The 16543-nt window shown below is 42.8% G+C and carries 10 protein-coding genes and 1 tRNA gene; 1 reads left to right on the plus strand and 10 read right to left on the minus strand.

All coding sequences use genetic code 11. From position 1 onward, the window contains the following. Positions 1-38 precede the first annotated feature (38 nt). Positions 39-1358, plus strand: a complete 1320-nt coding sequence (locus tag D0T57_RS09760; RefSeq protein ID WP_185154662.1) for a gliding motility-associated C-terminal domain-containing protein — start codon at positions 39-41, stop codon at positions 1356-1358. Positions 1359-1579: 221 nt separating this feature from the next. On the opposite strand, the gene D0T57_RS09765 is transcribed toward D0T57_RS09760, so the two are convergent. The 10 genes from D0T57_RS09765 to D0T57_RS09810 form a co-directional block, all read right to left on the minus strand. After that, positions 1580-2083: an OmpH family outer membrane protein gene (locus D0T57_RS09765; RefSeq protein WP_163273310.1), complete on the minus strand. Its 504-nt coding sequence runs from the start codon at positions 2081-2083 to the stop codon at positions 1580-1582. Between the two features lie 62 nt (positions 2084-2145). Continuing rightward, the gene (locus D0T57_RS09770) at positions 2146-2661 is read right to left on the minus strand and encodes an OmpH family outer membrane protein (RefSeq protein ID WP_163273311.1); all 516 of its coding nucleotides are present in this window, start codon (positions 2659-2661) and stop codon (positions 2146-2148) included. Between the two features lie 93 nt (positions 2662-2754). Next, the gene (locus D0T57_RS09775) at positions 2755-5415 is read right to left on the minus strand and encodes an outer membrane protein assembly factor (RefSeq protein WP_163273312.1); all 2661 of its coding nucleotides are present in this window, start codon (positions 5413-5415) and stop codon (positions 2755-2757) included. Between the two features lie 54 nt (positions 5416-5469). Continuing rightward, positions 5470-6219 carry an isoprenyl transferase gene (locus D0T57_RS09780; RefSeq protein ID WP_163273313.1) on the minus strand — a complete coding sequence of 250 codons (750 nt, stop codon included), beginning with the start codon at positions 6217-6219 and terminating at the stop codon, positions 5470-5472. An 18-nt stretch (positions 6220-6237) separates the two neighbouring features. Next, positions 6238-6936: a DUF6089 family protein gene (locus D0T57_RS09785; protein ID WP_255490563.1), complete on the minus strand. Its 699-nt coding sequence runs from the start codon at positions 6934-6936 to the stop codon at positions 6238-6240. Between the two features lie 83 nt (positions 6937-7019). Next, complete coding sequence (locus D0T57_RS09790) at positions 7020-8414, minus strand: DUF6242 domain-containing protein (RefSeq protein ID WP_163273315.1); 1395 nt, start codon at positions 8412-8414, stop codon at positions 7020-7022. An 80-nt stretch (positions 8415-8494) separates the two neighbouring features. Further along, positions 8495-9556 carry a bifunctional diaminohydroxyphosphoribosylaminopyrimidine deaminase/5-amino-6-(5-phosphoribosylamino)uracil reductase RibD gene (ribD, locus tag D0T57_RS09795; protein WP_163273316.1) on the minus strand — a complete coding sequence of 354 codons (1062 nt, stop codon included), beginning with the start codon at positions 9554-9556 and terminating at the stop codon, positions 8495-8497. Positions 9557-9631: 75 nt separating this feature from the next. Beyond that, on the minus strand, positions 9632-10009 hold the full coding sequence (locus tag D0T57_RS09800; RefSeq protein ID WP_163273317.1) for a RidA family protein: 378 nt from the start codon (positions 10007-10009) through the stop codon (positions 9632-9634). A gap of 664 nt (positions 10010-10673) precedes the next feature. After that, positions 10674-10748, minus strand: a tRNA-Val gene (locus D0T57_RS09805). A gap of 162 nt (positions 10749-10910) precedes the next feature. After that, positions 10911-16475 carry an alpha-2-macroglobulin gene (locus tag D0T57_RS09810; RefSeq protein ID WP_163273318.1) on the minus strand — a complete coding sequence of 1855 codons (5565 nt, stop codon included), beginning with the start codon at positions 16473-16475 and terminating at the stop codon, positions 10911-10913. Positions 16476-16543: the final 68 nt, after the last annotated feature.

Consider the following 16543-nt stretch of genomic DNA (forward strand, 5'->3'; position numbering starts at 1 on the left):
AAAAGGTAGAGGGTTTCACTTTTAATGGTTCAAAGTAAATGATAAAGAAACTGACAACAATTATCCTGAGTATATTATTATCCATTCCATTGTTTGCCCAATATACAGTGACGGGGGGGATGGGAGTACCATATGCCTACGATGAAAACCTGGCAGGGACAGGAATTGAGAAAATATATCTGCTCAACTCGCTATCGAATGCCACTATACAATATAAGTCGTCGGCTATATCCGTCAATTTCTACTACTACACCAACACTTTATCCGACAAGGTACAAGTACCGGCATCAGACATCAGTTCGTCGTCGAGCGGAGGTGAAACAACATATACCATCTCCAACATACAAGATAGCCGGGGATATATGGCTGAAGAAAACGATGTATTAAAAGCCGCTGTATGGATTGTCGACTATCAACAGCATCAGCCGGCATTAAGCTCCGTATCTGTAATAGAAAACGAGGACAAATGCGAGAATATAAAGCTTTTCATTGACAAATCGGACGAACTATCTTTCTATACTGTTGGCGGGAGCAAAAGGAATATCAGCCGCAAATATACCATTTCTTACAACAACCTGGAATGGAACGGCAATAGTGAAGCGTTTGAAGATAAGGAAACAATCATATCCGAAAGGGAAATAGGAACGGAGATTATCATAAATGCCCCTCTGATGGATACTAAGTTCACGTTGCAAGGCGACCAGTTTGCCAAGCACTTCGGACAGGCAAAAACGGTGGAGTCTGCCCCCTATCGGGCAATAGCTGTGGAAGCCCATATGATAACCGTTCAGGAAAAACGAAACATTGCCAATGAAGTACGCACCGAAGGCACGGACCTGGGCGGATCGGCACCTGTGACTATCAACTTCTACGGATATGGCAACGAGCCTGTCGCGGGGTATTACACATGGTTTATATACAACAAAAGGGATATGAACAACCCCGTAGCCCGCTATACCGACAAAGATATAAAATACGCATTCGAAGAATCGGGAGACTTTATTGTAAAACTGGAAGTGGCAGAAAGCACTTCTATTTGTTCTGATACGACAAGTGTAGAGTTTAAAGTTACCGAGTCGTTTCTCGACATTCCCAATTATTTCTCTCCGGGGGATTCTCCGGGGTCGAACGATGAATTCAGGGTAGCCTACAAATCACTGGTCAAGTTTAAATGCACCATCTTCAACAGGTGGGGGCAGAAACTATATGAGTCCACCGATCCGGCTAAGGGATGGGATGGCAGGTACGGAGGCAGATATGTGAATACCGGCGTTTATTTTTACGTAATAGAGGCATTAGGTTCGGACGGCATTAAATATAAGAAAGGCGGAGACATAAATGTCATAAGGAGCAAATAGAAACACAAAAAAGGTGTTGTCCCAAAAGGAATCATCCGCTTCATTGCTTCATTTATTAGCCATCGGTCACATACCTTTGTATGCTCCCTTCTGTCTAAAAATGAGCGGCTTCGCATCTAATCACTTTTTGAACTCTTCACTACAGAAACACGAGAAAGGTGTCCCTACTTACTTTTGGGACACCTTCTTTTTTATATATTTCAACGCTAAAATCTAAACTCTTAGTCTGTTATACCAAGTTTAGTTTTTACCAGTTTGCTTGCATCTACTGCCGAAGGGCTTACATACATCAAAGAAGCTGCATCAAGGATATATCCATAGTTTTGTTCTTTACCTACATCCTGAATAGCTTGTCTCATCTTTTGTTGAAGAGGAGCCAGCAATGCTTGTTGCTCTTTCTCAAGTTCTACCTGACTGTCTTGCAGGAATTTTTGATATCTGGCCTGAAGATTCTCAATTTGAGTCTGTCTGTCTATAGCAATACTTTGAGTGATACTATCCGATGGTGTCTTTTGGAATTTTTCAATCAAATCGTTATACTCTTTTTCGATAGCGGCTGCGTTTTTCCTTATAGTTTCGCTTTTTGACGCAAGTTTGGTTTCTACCTCTTTTAGCTCAGGCATTTTAGAAAAAATCTCATTCGCATTGATATATGCAAGTTTATCCTGTGCAAATATCGCCATAGGAGCTATTACCAATAGTAATAGTGTTAGTTTTTTCAACATAGTTTAAAAGTTCTTAGTTCTTTAATTGGTTAATTCAAATTTATGAGAGCAAATATATATAATTATTTCGAATATCCCAGTTTTGCCAGAACGTCATTGCTAATATCAATTCTAGGAGATGCAAAAATAACACTTTCTGCCGAGGCTCTATCCAAAATTAACTGATATCCTTTTTGCTCCGATATCTCTTTTACTGCATTGTATATCTCATCTTGTATAGGTTTTACCAACGCTTCCCTTTTTTTGAAAAGTTCGCCTTCGGCCCCGAAATATTTTTTATTGAGCTCTTGTATGCCTCTCTCTTTTTCCACTATTGCATTTTCCCTTTGGGTCTTTTGCTCAGCTGACAGGAACACAAGGTCGGATTGATACGATTTGTACATATTCTTCACTTCCTGTTGTGCTTTTTCTACTTCTCCCTGCCATTTCTTCGACATAACTTCCAATTGTTCCTGAGCAGTCTCATAGCTGCTTATATTTTTCAGGATATATTCCATATCAATCAATGCAAATTTCTGGGCATAACTACAAGTTATAATTCCCACAAACAAGGCACACAACAATACAATTCTTTTCATTACATCTATTTTTTGGTGTCATATAATTAGATGACCAATTTACATATTTGTTTATTCCCTTCTGTTTTAAAGAATGTTAAATAAACACATCATTTAAAATTCCTGCCCAATCACAAAGTGGAACTGGCTTCCGCTATAGCTACGCGATCCGTTTATCGGGTCGAAACCGTAAGCCCAGTCAATACCCATCAAGCCAATCATTGGCAGCATGATACGTGCACCGACACCGGCAGAACGCTTCAAGTCGAACGGATTAAACTTATTCAGGTCGCGCCATGCGTTACCGGCTTCGACAAAGGTAAGCAGGTATATTGTAGAAGAAGGTTCGAGTATAAGCGGATACCTCAACTCAAGGGCAAGGCGTGTGTATGCACTAGCCTGCGTACCCAACGATCCGTTTTCGTAACCGCGCAATCCGATGGTTTCGGTTGCATAAGTGCTCGAATATCCCGACATACCGTCTCCCCCCATATAGAATGTTTCGAAAGGAGATTTTTTGTCTTTATTGAAATATCCTACAAATCCGTACTCGGCACGGGTCATCAACACCGGAGTCCTTTTGGTTTCGTACAGTGAAGTAAATGTCTTCGCTTTGAATTTCCATTTGTGATATTCTATCCACTTAAATTTGTCGGGCGACTCGTAATAGTTGTCGACAAGTGGCATTGCTGCATAATCCTTGCCATCCCACATAGAGAATGGAGGTGTTATTTGCAGGCTCAACGAGATATCTGTTCCCCGGCGAGTATAAACAGGGTTGTCGATAGACCGCCTGTTCAGAGAGAGGTTCAAACTTAGGTTGTTTGCCGTTCCATCTTTAACGATGAAGTAAGCCCAGTCTTTCATTTTGTATAATTGGTACGAAAGTTCTGCTTGTACATAGAAGTAGTCGTCTGGCCAACTCAAACGTTTTCCATACCCTACCGATGCCCCTATCATCTGGATAGATTTGTTAGGGTCTGCACCAATGCTATAGTCTCCACCATAACTATTTCCATAACCATAGCCATAACTACTGTAAGGATTGTACATTCCATAAGCATTGTTCAGATAGCGGCTGTTGATATCAGTCTGTTTTGAATAATAAGCACCTACCGAAAGTGAGTTAGGACGCTTGCCTCCAAACCATGGGTCCATAAACGACATTGAGTAAGACTGATAGTATTTCGCATTGGTTTGGGCACTTAAGACCAAAGTCTGTCCTTCCCCTTGTGGTATGATACCTTTGTATGACTTCGGATTGAATAGATTTTTAAGTGAGAAGTTCGAGAATTTCAAGCTCAACTTACCTATTACCCCTGTCTGTCCCCATCCGGCAGAAAATTCAACTTGGTCGTTTGCTTTCGATGCTAAAGGCAGGCTCACATCCACTGTTCCTGACTCTGGGTCGGGAACGATACCCGGATTTAAGTTTTCGGGATCGAAGTGCCCGGTCTGGGCAATTTCGCGCAACGACCTGATAATATCGTCGCGGCTATATAGTGCTCCCGGCTTTATCCTCAGCTCACGGCGTACGATATCTTCATACACACGGTCGTTTCCGGATATGGAAACTTTGCGGATAGATGCCTGCGGTCCTTCTGTAATACGGATTTCGAGGTCTACAGAATCGTTGTCGAGATTCACCTCTACAGGGTCGGCATTAGAGAATATATATCCTTTATTCTGATAGTAAAGGTTCATTACCGCATCATCGTCGACCGACAAACGTTCTGTCAATTTTTTCTGGTTATATATATCTCCGGGTTTCATATTCAATACTGCCTGCAACATCCATGTTGGTTGTATTGTATTTCCTACCCATTTTATGTCTTTAATGAAATATTGTTTTCCTTCGTCTACCTTGATTGTCACATTTACCTTTTCTGGTTTATCGGGAGCCTGATAAACGGTATCCCACAATATAGTTGCATCGCGGTATCCCAATTCGTTGTACTTGGAAATCAGGTTGTCCTTATCTTCCTCGTAATTTTCGGGCACATATTTAGTCGAACGCAAGAAGTTTCTGATCCATGCACGGAAATTGCTTTTGTGCCGTGTCTTCTTCATTGCCTTTTCCAAAGTAGCATCACTTACTTCCACATTTCCGTCGATGTCGATAGTATTTACTTTGGTCTTGTTCTTTTTCACAACATCAATGTTGAGTATAATGTGGTTTTCTTTCGAAAGGTCTGGTGTTTCGGACATTGTGATTTCAGCTTTATTAAAGCCCTTTTCATCAAAATATTTTTTTATGATGACCTTCGCTCTATCCATCTGGTTTGGTGTGATTTGCAAATTTTTCACCATACCAATACGGGCTTCGATATCCGAACGCTCGCCTTTTTTCATCCCGGTATAAACGATATCGGAAATACGGGGACGCTCTTTCAGTACCAGTTCTATCCAGATATTATCACCTTCTATCTTCGTGGCAACAATCTTCACATCCGAGAACAGCCCTTGTTTCCAAAAGCGTCTGATAGCATTTGTTATTTCGGCTCCGGGTATTTCCAATGTCGAACCTACCGACAGGTTGGCAAACCCTAGTATTGTATGATCTTCATACATAGGATTCTGCACCCCGGTAACTTTTATGTCTACAACCTTATATTTCCGGCTATGATTATACGATATTTCCGGCAGGCTGTCCGCACTAATCTGCAAAGCCTTGTTAATGTTGTCAAGTTCCGTGTTACCTGTATTCTGAGCCTTAACCCCTACAAAGATGGAGCATACGATAGGTAATAGAATAAATAAGCTTTTTTTGAACATATATGTGATAATTTCTTTTCTGATACTTAGTGTTAATGGTGTCCTGTTTATTAATTACGGATTACCTGATACTTGCTGGCTTGTTTTACCAAAGCGTCTTTCCCTGTTTTGGTAATCGACAATTGCCTTATACAAAGACTCTTCGTTGAATTCAGGCCATAACTCATCTGTAAAGTATAGTTCCGAATATGCAATCTGCCACAACAGGAAATTGCTTATCCTCAGTTCACCTCCTGTACGGATCAGAATATCGGGATCGGGATAATCTTTTGTTGCAAGATATGAAGTTATCAGATTTTCGGTTATATCTTTTGTTTCTATTTTGCCAGCTTCAATGTCGGCGGCGATAGCCTTTACTGCTTCGGTTATTTCCCATTTCGAGGAGTAGCTCAATGCAATTATAACAGTAGAACCTGTGCATACCGATGTGGTCTGTAGGCAATAGTCCAATGCCTTTTGTGTATCTTCGGGGAGGCGGGCGATGTCGCCGATCACTTTTACCCTGACATTATTCTTCACCAGCTCGGCTGTCTGCCTGGATACTGCCTGTATCATCAACGCCATAAGGGCTTTGATTTCTTCTTCCGGCCTCCTCCAGTTTTCAGTAGAAAAGGCATACAAGGTAAGATACGGAACGCCTGCAATGGCAACAGCTTCTATAGCCCTTCTCACTGCGGCCTCTCCTTCTTTGTGTCCAAATGTGCGATCAAGTCCGCGCTGCTGCGCCCAACGCCCGTTACCGTCCATTATCACAGCAATGTGCTTCGGAAGGTGCGTTTTATCTATTTTGTCAAGATACGACATTTATTATGTTTTTATTTTTTAATAATCTATATTCAAACATGGACATACCCGGGAGCCAAAATCCCATGTGACCGAAAACATTGTCAGAGAATACCAATCATTGTTTTTAAATATACTCCCCTTTATGTTATAGGGGGCATCCAGATTGGCTTCGTCCTTTGTCGTTACATCGAACGAATCGCTGAACAATTTGCGGAACGAAAATTCAAATCCCAAATTCAATCTGTCTTTGACTTTGTATTTCACTCCTATCCCTATCGGGATATTGGCGTCTATAAATGTTTTCTTTCCCGAACCGAATGTAATACCGATACCGGTAAAAACATATGGTGATATCCGTTTGGTACCCAAGTAGGAAAACTTATCGCTATAGTTGAAAAAATTAAATTCTATCTGGCTTCCCAGTTCGTAAAACATCCTACTGAAAGACATTTGCCGGTCGTATGGGAACTTATTTCCTGACTTTCGTGTATCTCCGGATACTTTTCCTATCACAAAGTTACTTTTCACCGACCACCTCAAGTCTTTATTATAGCGGAATATCACTCCTGCCGAAAGTCCCGGATCCTGATAAAGTTTTGTTTTGTTGGCATCCCCCATGTAGAAAGATGTACCGAGCATACCTCCTATTTCATACCTGTAATCGTCTTGCGCTTCTATCTTCTGCGAGAGAAAAAAACAAATAACAAACAGAATGGCTGTAAAAAAAAGTTTCATCCTTATCATATTCTGTTTCTGATCTATTTTATAAAAACGCTAAAACCATGAATAAAAGTATATACCCTTCTGTAAATCTTATTTTATCTCGGGTTCAGCTTATTCAATCGGCCTCTCCATATTTGAGGCGAAAGTGTATTGCCCGAATCTGTTATTCCGCCGAATATCCAGATATAATTTTCACTATCTACTATTACACTTTGGCTCGAAGTACGCGGCATATCGGAAGGCAATTGCTCCTTCGTTGACGCTTCGGTCCACAGATAACCTAAACTTGAGGTTTTGTATAGCACATTCCCTGTCAACGCATATAAATATCCATCGTAATTGAACGAAACGATCCCATCTCTGGCCGGGAACACAGTATGCTGTTGGTTAGAAACCACCTGCAAAGCACCCTTGTCGTCTACTTTGAAAGACCATGTAAGATTGGTTGAAACATTACTTTTGTTTCGCCCTCCGGTAATGGAAAGTATATTTGTATTCAGGTTGCTCCTCGTATAACTGGTAGTAGACGAAAATCCTGTCATCGGCATATTATTTGCTTCATAGGTAGAAAGTTCGCGAATGATATCGACTGTACCAAAGTCTTTTGTTTTGGCAAAACAATATTTTCCACCATTATCTACCACTGCCAGTATTTCATCGTCGGCCTGAGTGCTACCCGGAAGTATGCCTATTATGCTATATGTTTTCATGCCGGCATTGCTCCAGTTCAGCCCGTTGTCGGTCGATACATAGGCATTATCCGAATTGTCGGCGACAAAGAATTTACCGTTCAACGATGTAAAGCTTTCCAATACTACATTGTCGGGAGCCGGCAAACCTGCCACGCCTGTGCCGCCATCGTAAGCTAAACTTGCTTTTTCCGATTTGTATATATATAATTGGGTATTATTACCATTATTTTTAGCCAATGTATAAAACGTTGCATTTTCGCCGTCCAACACTGTTTTTTGTTTCACCATTGCTCCGGGCAAAGACCATGATTGCAGCCATCCGATAACATCCGGGTCTATCTTATGTATTCTCAAGTCTAATCTGTATTCGTAAGTAGTATTCCCATCCGCGGCTTTCACCTGAAATGTGGGGATACCTCTTTTGAAATCCACCGAATCGGACTTATTCCATTCCACCACAGTATCCGGGTATATCAAATTTACCGAACTCGTTCCGCCTGTAGGAAATGTAACTGCTGCATAAAAGTTTTTCAAGCGGATATTGTGAGGCAATGAATCTACATTATAAATCAAATGCTGAAACTGGTCTATCGAAAACAGAGTCTTGCCTAATACCGGATATGTAAGGGAATCGACCGCATCGTAACGCTTGGCTGATAATGCAAAAGAATAAATCTGGGCATCGCCCGATGCTGTTATAGATGTGGTGTAATCATCATCATCTTTGTTGCATGCAAAAAATGCTGAAAGAGACAAGATGATAAAGAATAGTAGTTTAGAGTTTTGCCTAAATTTCATTATTATTAAATAGGTTTATTTCCAATATTAATTTGCAAAAATAGAAAGATTTTCGGCTAATGCGTCAATAAATCTAATATTTATAAAATTTTATAGTTGTCGAAATGCCTGAGATGGACATGTTTGGACGTTCCCCAATAGAGTTCTTCTTTTACATCACCCACTATCTCAGGTGCTCTTATCCCTGCCCCAAACTCTGCATTTGAGACCTCTATATATGCTTCGTCCCACAAATCCCTGCTGATAAACGCTTGTAACAGTTGCCCTCCGCCTTCCACCAGTACCGAGTTTATATTGCAACTATTCAGAACAGACAAAATATTATCCAGCAGGTTGTCGTCGAAGCAGACTTTCCTAAATTCTACATTCGACGAGCTTTTTTCATCTTTCTCTGTAAATACAATTGTTTTCACATTTCCGTCGAATATCTTATTATCACGGGGAATCCGCCTTGTCTTATCCAGAATTACCCTTGCCGGATTCTTTCCCGACCAGAAACGTGTGGTTAGAGACGGGTTATCGTTTACAGCCGTATTGGTGCCTATCATTATGGCATCGATCTCTGCCCGTTTCTTATGCACCAATACCTGAGAAAAATTATTGGAGATGAGCGTGGGTTGCGCTTTGTCGCCTTCGTTGCGAAGCCTGTCGATATAGCCGTCGCGGGTTTGCGCCCACTTCAGGTAAATATAAGGACGCTTTTCTGTTTGCGACTTAAAAAACTCCTTGTTAAGTTCTTTTGCTTCATCTACCAATATGCCGACGACTACCTCTACTCCCGCAGCTTTCAGCATTTCCACTCCCCTACCCGATACGGCAACATAGGGGTCGAGGCAAGCCACAACCACTCTTGGTATTCCTGAGTCGATAATCAACTGTGCGCAAGGAGGTGTTTTCCCATAGTGGGAACAAGGTTCGAGAGAAACATAGATAGTCGACTCTTTCAACAGCGATTTATCTTCTACGCTGCCGATTGCATTCACTTCGGCATGTGCCTCGCCATATTTGCGGTGATATCCTTCGCCGACAATTTTACCGTTATGCACCACTACTGCACCTACCATCGGGTTGGGGCTTACTGCTCCTCTCCCGTTCTGGGCTAGTTGCAGGCATCGTTGCATATATTTTTCGTCGGCAGTCATCTTTTTCTCGTTTCTAAAATCAGAAACGCAATTATTCCAACTATATTTTAAATTTAAGTATAATTTATAAAAAGATTACCGCACTGCTATCACCTCTATCTCTACCAAAGCACCTTTCGGCAGGTCTTTTACTGCAAAGGCCGAGCGTGCAGGGAATGTACCTGCGAATTGAGTGGCATATACCTCGTTCATTCCGGCAAAGTTTGCAATATCGCTTAACAAAACAGTGGTTTTCACTATATTATCGGTAGTAAGACCGGCTTCTGCCAATATTGCCTTTATATTTGCAAACGACTGGTATGTTTGTTCTTTTATCCCGCCTGCCGGAAAATCGCCGGTTGCAGGGTCTATCGGCAACTGCCCCGATAGGAATATCATGCCGTTTGCTTCTATTGCCTGACTGTATGGGCCTATTGCCGCAGGTGCATCGTTTGTTGCTATTACTTTTTTCATATTTTATGTTCTTTTATTGTTTAAAATGATGTATCTCGACCCCTTTACTTCTCCAAATTAAGGATAGTTAATCTTTATTAACTCCTGATCTATTCTTCTATCATACTATATCAAACGCGAGCTCAATATAAACACTTAAATAGCATCCGGTTACACATCCTCCTTGTAGACTTTATGCAAAGCCCTGTGTTCTATGCGGCTATATCTTATTTTTACCACAAAAGGCACAAAGAAAAACCACAAAGAACACGAAGCTTTATTCCATATATTTGAGTAAACTATTGATTGCATACTGTTCTTTATTTCGAACTCACGTTATATCAAAAGTAGCATATAAAGCTCATAAAAGCAAATAAGTTGAGGTGTGCATTCTATTCCTTCCCGCTTGAAAGATAAAATTTGACTCCACAACTTTCCGGGATGCTCCAATTAACGGATCACCCCGAAAAGTTGTGGAGCCAAAGTTTTCACTAGCCCCGACTTTTAAGTCGGGGAAACCAATTTAGATATGTAAAGACTTTAGTCAAAGCTATGCTAAAGCAGGCGGCTATAAATCGCTATCCACAAGAATTCGGGAAGATCCCAATTAACTTTCATCAAAAAACCATCATGTATAAACACAAAAAAAGCAGCTACATATTATTGTAACTGCTTGATTTTCAAGTGGGCGTTGACGGATTCGAACCGCCGACCCTCTGCTTGTAAGGCAGATGCTCTGAACCAGCTGAGCTAAACGCCCTTGTTTACACTGCATCTTTTCCCGAATGCGATGCAAAGGTAAACAAAGTTTTGAATACTACAAACATTTCGATGAAATATTTTAATAAAAATTTCACTAATCAGGATTCTCTCTTAACAGTGCCCCATAAAACAACCAGACAAAACCCTCTAATTCAGCCTACTATTGCTTCACTTCCACCCACTGCCCTTTGGTGCGGCTTTGATCTGCCGGGCTGTACATCGCTTCGCAGGCAACGGCAGGCAAATAGAATTTACCACAATATGCAGCCTGCAACCTCACTTTGAACGATTTGGTATGTCCCGAACTGATATTGAAGTATGTATAAACCCTGTCGTCGCGAATATCCTGATAGTTGAAAGACCCGCTGGAAGACTGGGCGGATTGATTGAACAAGCGGTTGTTGAATATTTCCCATCCCGATGCAAATATCTGGCTGAGAGTCATATCTGTAAGGTATTGACCGGAAACATTCTGTACAATAACACTCGCATAGAACTCTGTTCCCTGCTTCAACGAAGTCACATCTATTTCCTTATTGTTCTCGTCTATATATTTCACGTACAGGTTTACACCGTTATTCTGAGCCGGTGTGTTGTCAGTAAGCGGCTGCGTACGCCCCAATAGGCGGACAAACAACTGTCCCTCGCCTTTGTTCGAAAATTGTACATTCAACTGCTCTTTTGGTTTTATTGATATTTCCTGGAAGACGTTCCCCGAATTGACTGGCGGCTGTTTTACTCCGTTCAACGACCATTCGTACGACAAAACTCCTCCTCCCATTTTCTCCGCCAGCTTCGACATAGCTATCAGTCCGTACGCAGCCGTTTGTGTTGTAACATAGCCGCTACTTAGCTCTTGCGACACCTTAAACGACAATGCCAATGCCTTATCCACCCTGTCGAGCAACAGGTAAGTCTCCATTATCATAGCCATATCGCGGGCAGGGCTGCCGTATGTATTATTGCGGAACGAATAAGAACCTACCTGATCGCTGACATTGTTCACCAGTTGCAGGGCGGCATCTTTCTTGCCGGCAAGCACATATGCAGCCGCCAACCGCCAACGAGACTGTGCAGAAGTATTAGCCATCTCTTTCAAACGGTTCATTGCCCCCAATTCGGCATCTCCTGCTAATGCCAGCGTGTACAAACGGTATGCCTGCTGCAATTCGCTCATAGAATTGGTATAGTAAGTTTTATAAACTTCCTGCTTATTCCATGCCTGTGCAGTCTTCTTCTGGAACTGTTTCCATTTGGTCAACACCGATGAAGGTATTTCGTATCCTGCCCGTTGAGCCTCTACAAGAAAATGTCCGGCATATGTCGTTACCCACTCGCTAGGATAACGGTCGCCCGGCCAGTAGGCAATGCCTCCATCGCCCAATTGGCGCGATATTATCTGAGAGATCGCACTCTTTACATGTTCGTTTATCTTCTCTTTCTCGCCATCGGTCAACACTCTGAAGTTGTCGATGTACAGTAATGGGAAACCTTTGGAAGTAACCTGCTCGGAACATCCGTGCGGATAGTAGCGCAGGAACTCAAGGTTTTTGCCCAGATCAATTCCCGGCATACGCGATATTTCGAGACGTGCCCAATCTCCGTCTTTTATATCTTCGAACGAGAGATTCAGCATTTCCGAACCGTTTGCCGGAACCAAAGCCTGCGAAGTCGTAACAACCGGAGCATTCGGGTTGCGTATCTCTATATTGATGGTTTCGGTAGCAGTTTCTCCTGCTCCTGTTGCTTTTATGGTAACAGTCTCGAAGCCTGTTTTCTTTCCGGCCTTCACTCTGAAATAGACCATTTTGTCGCCGGTTTCGGCGAATGTTACAGATTTGCTTGTGCCATCCATAAAGCTGAATAAGCCTTGCGATTGAACTGTGACATTTACCGTATTTACCTTCTTATCCATAGCAAATACATTTACAGGCAACAGTATTTCTTCTTCCGGCCCTGCCACACGCGGCAATGTGGAGAGTATCATCAACGGATTCCTCACCGGAACCGTCTTTTCTGCACTGCCATATGCCCCTGCCGTATTTCCGGCAACCACCATCACCCGTACCGACCCGAAATAAGACGGCAGTATTATCTTATGGCTATTCGTTTTACCGCCTTTCAGCGTGAATGGCCCCAGATATTTAACTACAGGTTTGAACCTGTTCTTTTCGTTCTTCGTAGGGTTGAGAGCTTCATCACCCCCAATACTCAGCAATGGGCCTATCTTTCCGGTCTGCGCTCCAACAACCATATCGAACATATCCCACGTACGTACACCAAGAGACTGACGCGAATAAAAATCGTTCCATGCATTCGGCGTTCTGAATGATGTAAGGTCGAGCAGCCCCTCATCTACAAGGGCAAGGGTATATGTCATGTCTTTACCCTCTCTTTCGGAAACTGATACGGTAAATTCACGTTCCGGACGAAGTTCGTCTGCCATATTAATAACCGGAGTCAGCTTAGTATCTTTATTTTCTACATTTATGTTGCGTACACCATACAAGCGGATAGGCAGGTCGTTGTCTTTCTGCGCATGAGGTTGAAGCAGGTTTGCAAATATGTAGAAGTTAGGAATCATTTCCTCAGTCACTTTGAAGCGGTATTGCGTATCTTCTTCGGCACTGGTTTTCACCCAGGTCTTCGACAATATCTTCGAACCGTCTTCGATGCTGATAAGAGCACGCCCGGCAGAACTCTTAGGCAGGGTAACGGTTACTTCCTCGCCTACTTTGTACGATTGCTTGTCTGTATTGAAAGATAGCATTGTCAGCCCATTCGGGTCTTTCTTTTCGGAACGACCCCGCCACGAAGGCCAGTCTACATACAATATTTTACCCGAAATATGTCCGCCCTGCTTGTCGCTCACCATTACCAGATAGCGTCCCCACTCCGGATAGTCTATACGGAACTTCACTTTGGCACGTCCACCGTTTGTGGTAGAAATGGTTTCGTTGAGCACAACCTTCGTTGATGTATTATTTATGTAAGACGACAGGTTGTCGTTGGAGTTCCACCACCACGACCACGACAGCTTATATATCTTAACATTCAGATTCGGGCGGTTTACCACCTGCCCCTTTGCATCCAATGTCACTATATCAATCATATTATCCGCATCTGTTTCCAGCCAGCCGTGTTCGGTCGATGCCGGAGATTTTATCCCTATATAAGCGGGATATGGAGAGTAGGTTGCCGATTGTGTATAAATACTGGCATCGCCTCCCGATTCGAACACGCGGGACACAAAGTTCGCCCTCAACATACCCGGTGCACTAGATGCCTGAGGAAGCTTTGCGCTTAGCTGAGCTTCTCCTGCCGAATTGAGAGTTCCTTCGTATATCGTATATGTGTCGGACCTGAAATTAGATGCGGGATTGTTGAACGAATACTGCTCATACCCTTTGAACGGGGAATAAGCCTTACTCAATGTCATTTCCACTTTAGCTTTCAGGTTTGCAGCAGGTGCACCGTGCAACCATTGCGACGACAGTCCGGCAGAAAGATAACCTCGACTGGCATCTACCATATCGCCGACATTGAGACGGACTTTCAGACGGTTAGGCTTTACGGTTTCTATTTTCAATGTCTTGTGAAACGTTACTGCTCCAACCTTCACCCGAGCCTGCCAGTTGCCGGTAATAGCATCGGAAGCTGTAGCCATGCGAAACGGGTAGAAGTTCTCCTTTCCGGTGGTCGAAATATAGTTTCTCACCAACTGTCCGCGCGGGTTGTACAACTCCAGCGAAACCGGATGGTCTTTCGGCAAGGTCCGGTTCTTATCATCAAGTATGAATGTGACAAATATGGAATCCCCCGGACGCCATACGCCACGTTCGCCATAAACATAGCCTTTCAGCCCCTTTTTTATCTCTTGCCCGCTTACATCGAAGTTGCTAAGAGACAACGACAGGTTGGATGTAACTTTCAGATATGCTTTATCTTTGTTGTGCGAAGCTATTACGGCAAAAGGCACACCATCGCTATATTCTATATCTACAAATCCGTTGCCATCGGTCGATCCGCTTCCTATTTGCTGCATCTGGTAGTTGTAAACATCTACCCTTGCACCGGATATAGGGTTGGTACTTAGAATATCTGTCAAGACGACTGACATCTTCTTGTCAGATCCCATTTTAGCTGTAATGCCGATATTGGATGCTAATACCATACAAGACTCCGACGACTTATTCATAAAGTAGGTTGCATGGCAAGGGTTGTCCCTTTCCGACCATACATAATCGTCCCAATTGCGACTCTGATAGTAATAGTAATCAGGGATATCCCAACTCTTTTGTTCCTCTTCGTCTATCTCGTCAAATCGTTCGAGAGACGCCTCTTCCGGTATTTGCGGCACTACCCCGTCGCATGGATAGAGGGAGTATTCTTTCCGCATAAAAAACTCAAGGCGATATACAGCTCCGGGATCCTGCTTGATCATCTTGGAAAGGTCGAGCGAGAATGTATTCCACTCTCCTAGTCGCAGGCTCGGGTCGGTATCGAGTCGCAGGCGTTTTTTCATTATGAGCTTGCCGAATCGCTTCAACGAGCCTGTTTCACCGAAGTCGTTTGTCTGCAAGTATCCCAATATATTGTTCTCGAATATCTTCACCACCTTCACATCCACAGCCCATAGGTTTACAGCCTGGAACGGGATGATGAGGTTGTCGGAGTTTGGCAGGATATTGCCTATACCTATCAGCTTTATCTCCGGGCTGTTTTTCTTTATGCTGATGGCAGCCGTATAATCCTTTTGTAAGGTGCGGTTGCCTGCGCTTTTCAGTTCCTTAAATATTTTGAGGTTGATACTGCTTCCCGCCGCTGCTTTGTCGAGATAGATACGCAGAATATTCTTCTGGATATCGAATGTATAGTTCTTTATACTACCCGGCTTTACCAACCCCTGAATATTCTGGTTCAATGACAAAGGGTCGCTGAAAGTAACCCGGATACATTCCTGTGGCGAATATTCCATTTCGACACCCAGCACAGAGAAATCCTGAATCTTAGGGATAGCAATCTTCAACTCGTCCGTCTTACCCGAATTTATAGGCTTACCATCTATATTCAATACATATTCTAAATCGCTATCTCCCCTATACAGGCTGTCTATTTGCAGGCTGAAACGCCCCTTGCCCTGAGCCGGAACGATCTTTATCTTCGCATCCTTAGCCCGGTTTGCTCCCGAAAGCGAGAACATCTTCTGCACATTTTGTATATTGGCATCATCGGCCAAAGTTAGAGTTCCCTGTACTGTATTCCATGCCAGGTCGTTGTCCTTCATTGGCGAGTAGGGGGTCAGGGTTACGCTGAAATTCTGTTCGGGTACATAAAATCCGAATGCAAACTCTTTGTATTCGCTGTCTACTTTCAGCACTTTATCGAGCCTGAATGTAGCCTGATACTCCTGTCCTTGTTTCAATTCCCCGGCTTCGGGTACAAACTTTATCGAGCGCGTACTTGTCCAATAGGCTTTGCCCTTGATGGAAGGGGAAAACTCGAACAACTTCTGGTCTATTTCCTTATTCAGTTCTACAGAAGGTATATCCTGCGTCAGTTCTATCTGAATGTTTGACGATGAAGATACCTGTCCGTAAGTAAATGCTGCAATATATTTCGCAAATTCGGGATTTATATTGCGCGTGCCCGCTTTCTTGCACGAATTGAAGACGAAAAAACATGTCAAGGACGATAATAAGAGGAAATACAAATACTTTTTCATGATGGAAACGGAATTATTTTGTGCCTTATTTTGCAATACAGAATATCTGATTTACAAATATAAAAGAA

Origin of the sequence: Dysgonomonas sp. 511 (genome assembly GCF_010501105.1) — a bacterium.
Classification (GTDB): Bacteria; Bacteroidota; Bacteroidia; order Bacteroidales; family Dysgonomonadaceae; genus Dysgonomonas.

What these genes read in the sequence shown, in the direction of transcription:
- D0T57_RS09775 (WP_163273312.1), bottom strand. Translation starts at nt 5,415, where the DNA reads ATGTTCAAAAAAAGCTTATTTATTCTATTACCTATCGTATGCTCCATC.
- D0T57_RS09785 (WP_255490563.1), bottom strand. Translation starts at nt 6,936, where the DNA reads ATGAAACTTTTTTTTACAGCCATTCTGTTTGTTATTTGTTTTTTTCTC.
- D0T57_RS09760 (WP_185154662.1), top strand. Translation starts at nt 39, where the DNA reads ATGATAAAGAAACTGACAACAATTATCCTGAGTATATTATTATCCATT.
- D0T57_RS09780 (WP_163273313.1), bottom strand. Translation starts at nt 6,219, where the DNA reads ATGTCGTATCTTGACAAAATAGATAAAACGCACCTTCCGAAGCACATT.
- D0T57_RS09770 (WP_163273311.1), bottom strand. Translation starts at nt 2,661, where the DNA reads ATGAAAAGAATTGTATTGTTGTGTGCCTTGTTTGTGGGAATTATAACT.
- D0T57_RS09800 (WP_163273317.1), bottom strand. Translation starts at nt 10,009, where the DNA reads ATGAAAAAAGTAATAGCAACAAACGATGCACCTGCGGCAATAGGCCCA.
- D0T57_RS09765 (WP_163273310.1), bottom strand. Translation starts at nt 2,083, where the DNA reads ATGTTGAAAAAACTAACACTATTACTATTGGTAATAGCTCCTATGGCG.
- D0T57_RS09790 (WP_163273315.1), bottom strand. Translation starts at nt 8,414, where the DNA reads ATGAAATTTAGGCAAAACTCTAAACTACTATTCTTTATCATCTTGTCT.
- D0T57_RS09810 (WP_163273318.1), bottom strand. Translation starts at nt 16,475, where the DNA reads ATGAAAAAGTATTTGTATTTCCTCTTATTATCGTCCTTGACATGTTTT.
- ribD (WP_163273316.1), bottom strand. Translation starts at nt 9,556, where the DNA reads ATGACTGCCGACGAAAAATATATGCAACGATGCCTGCAACTAGCCCAG.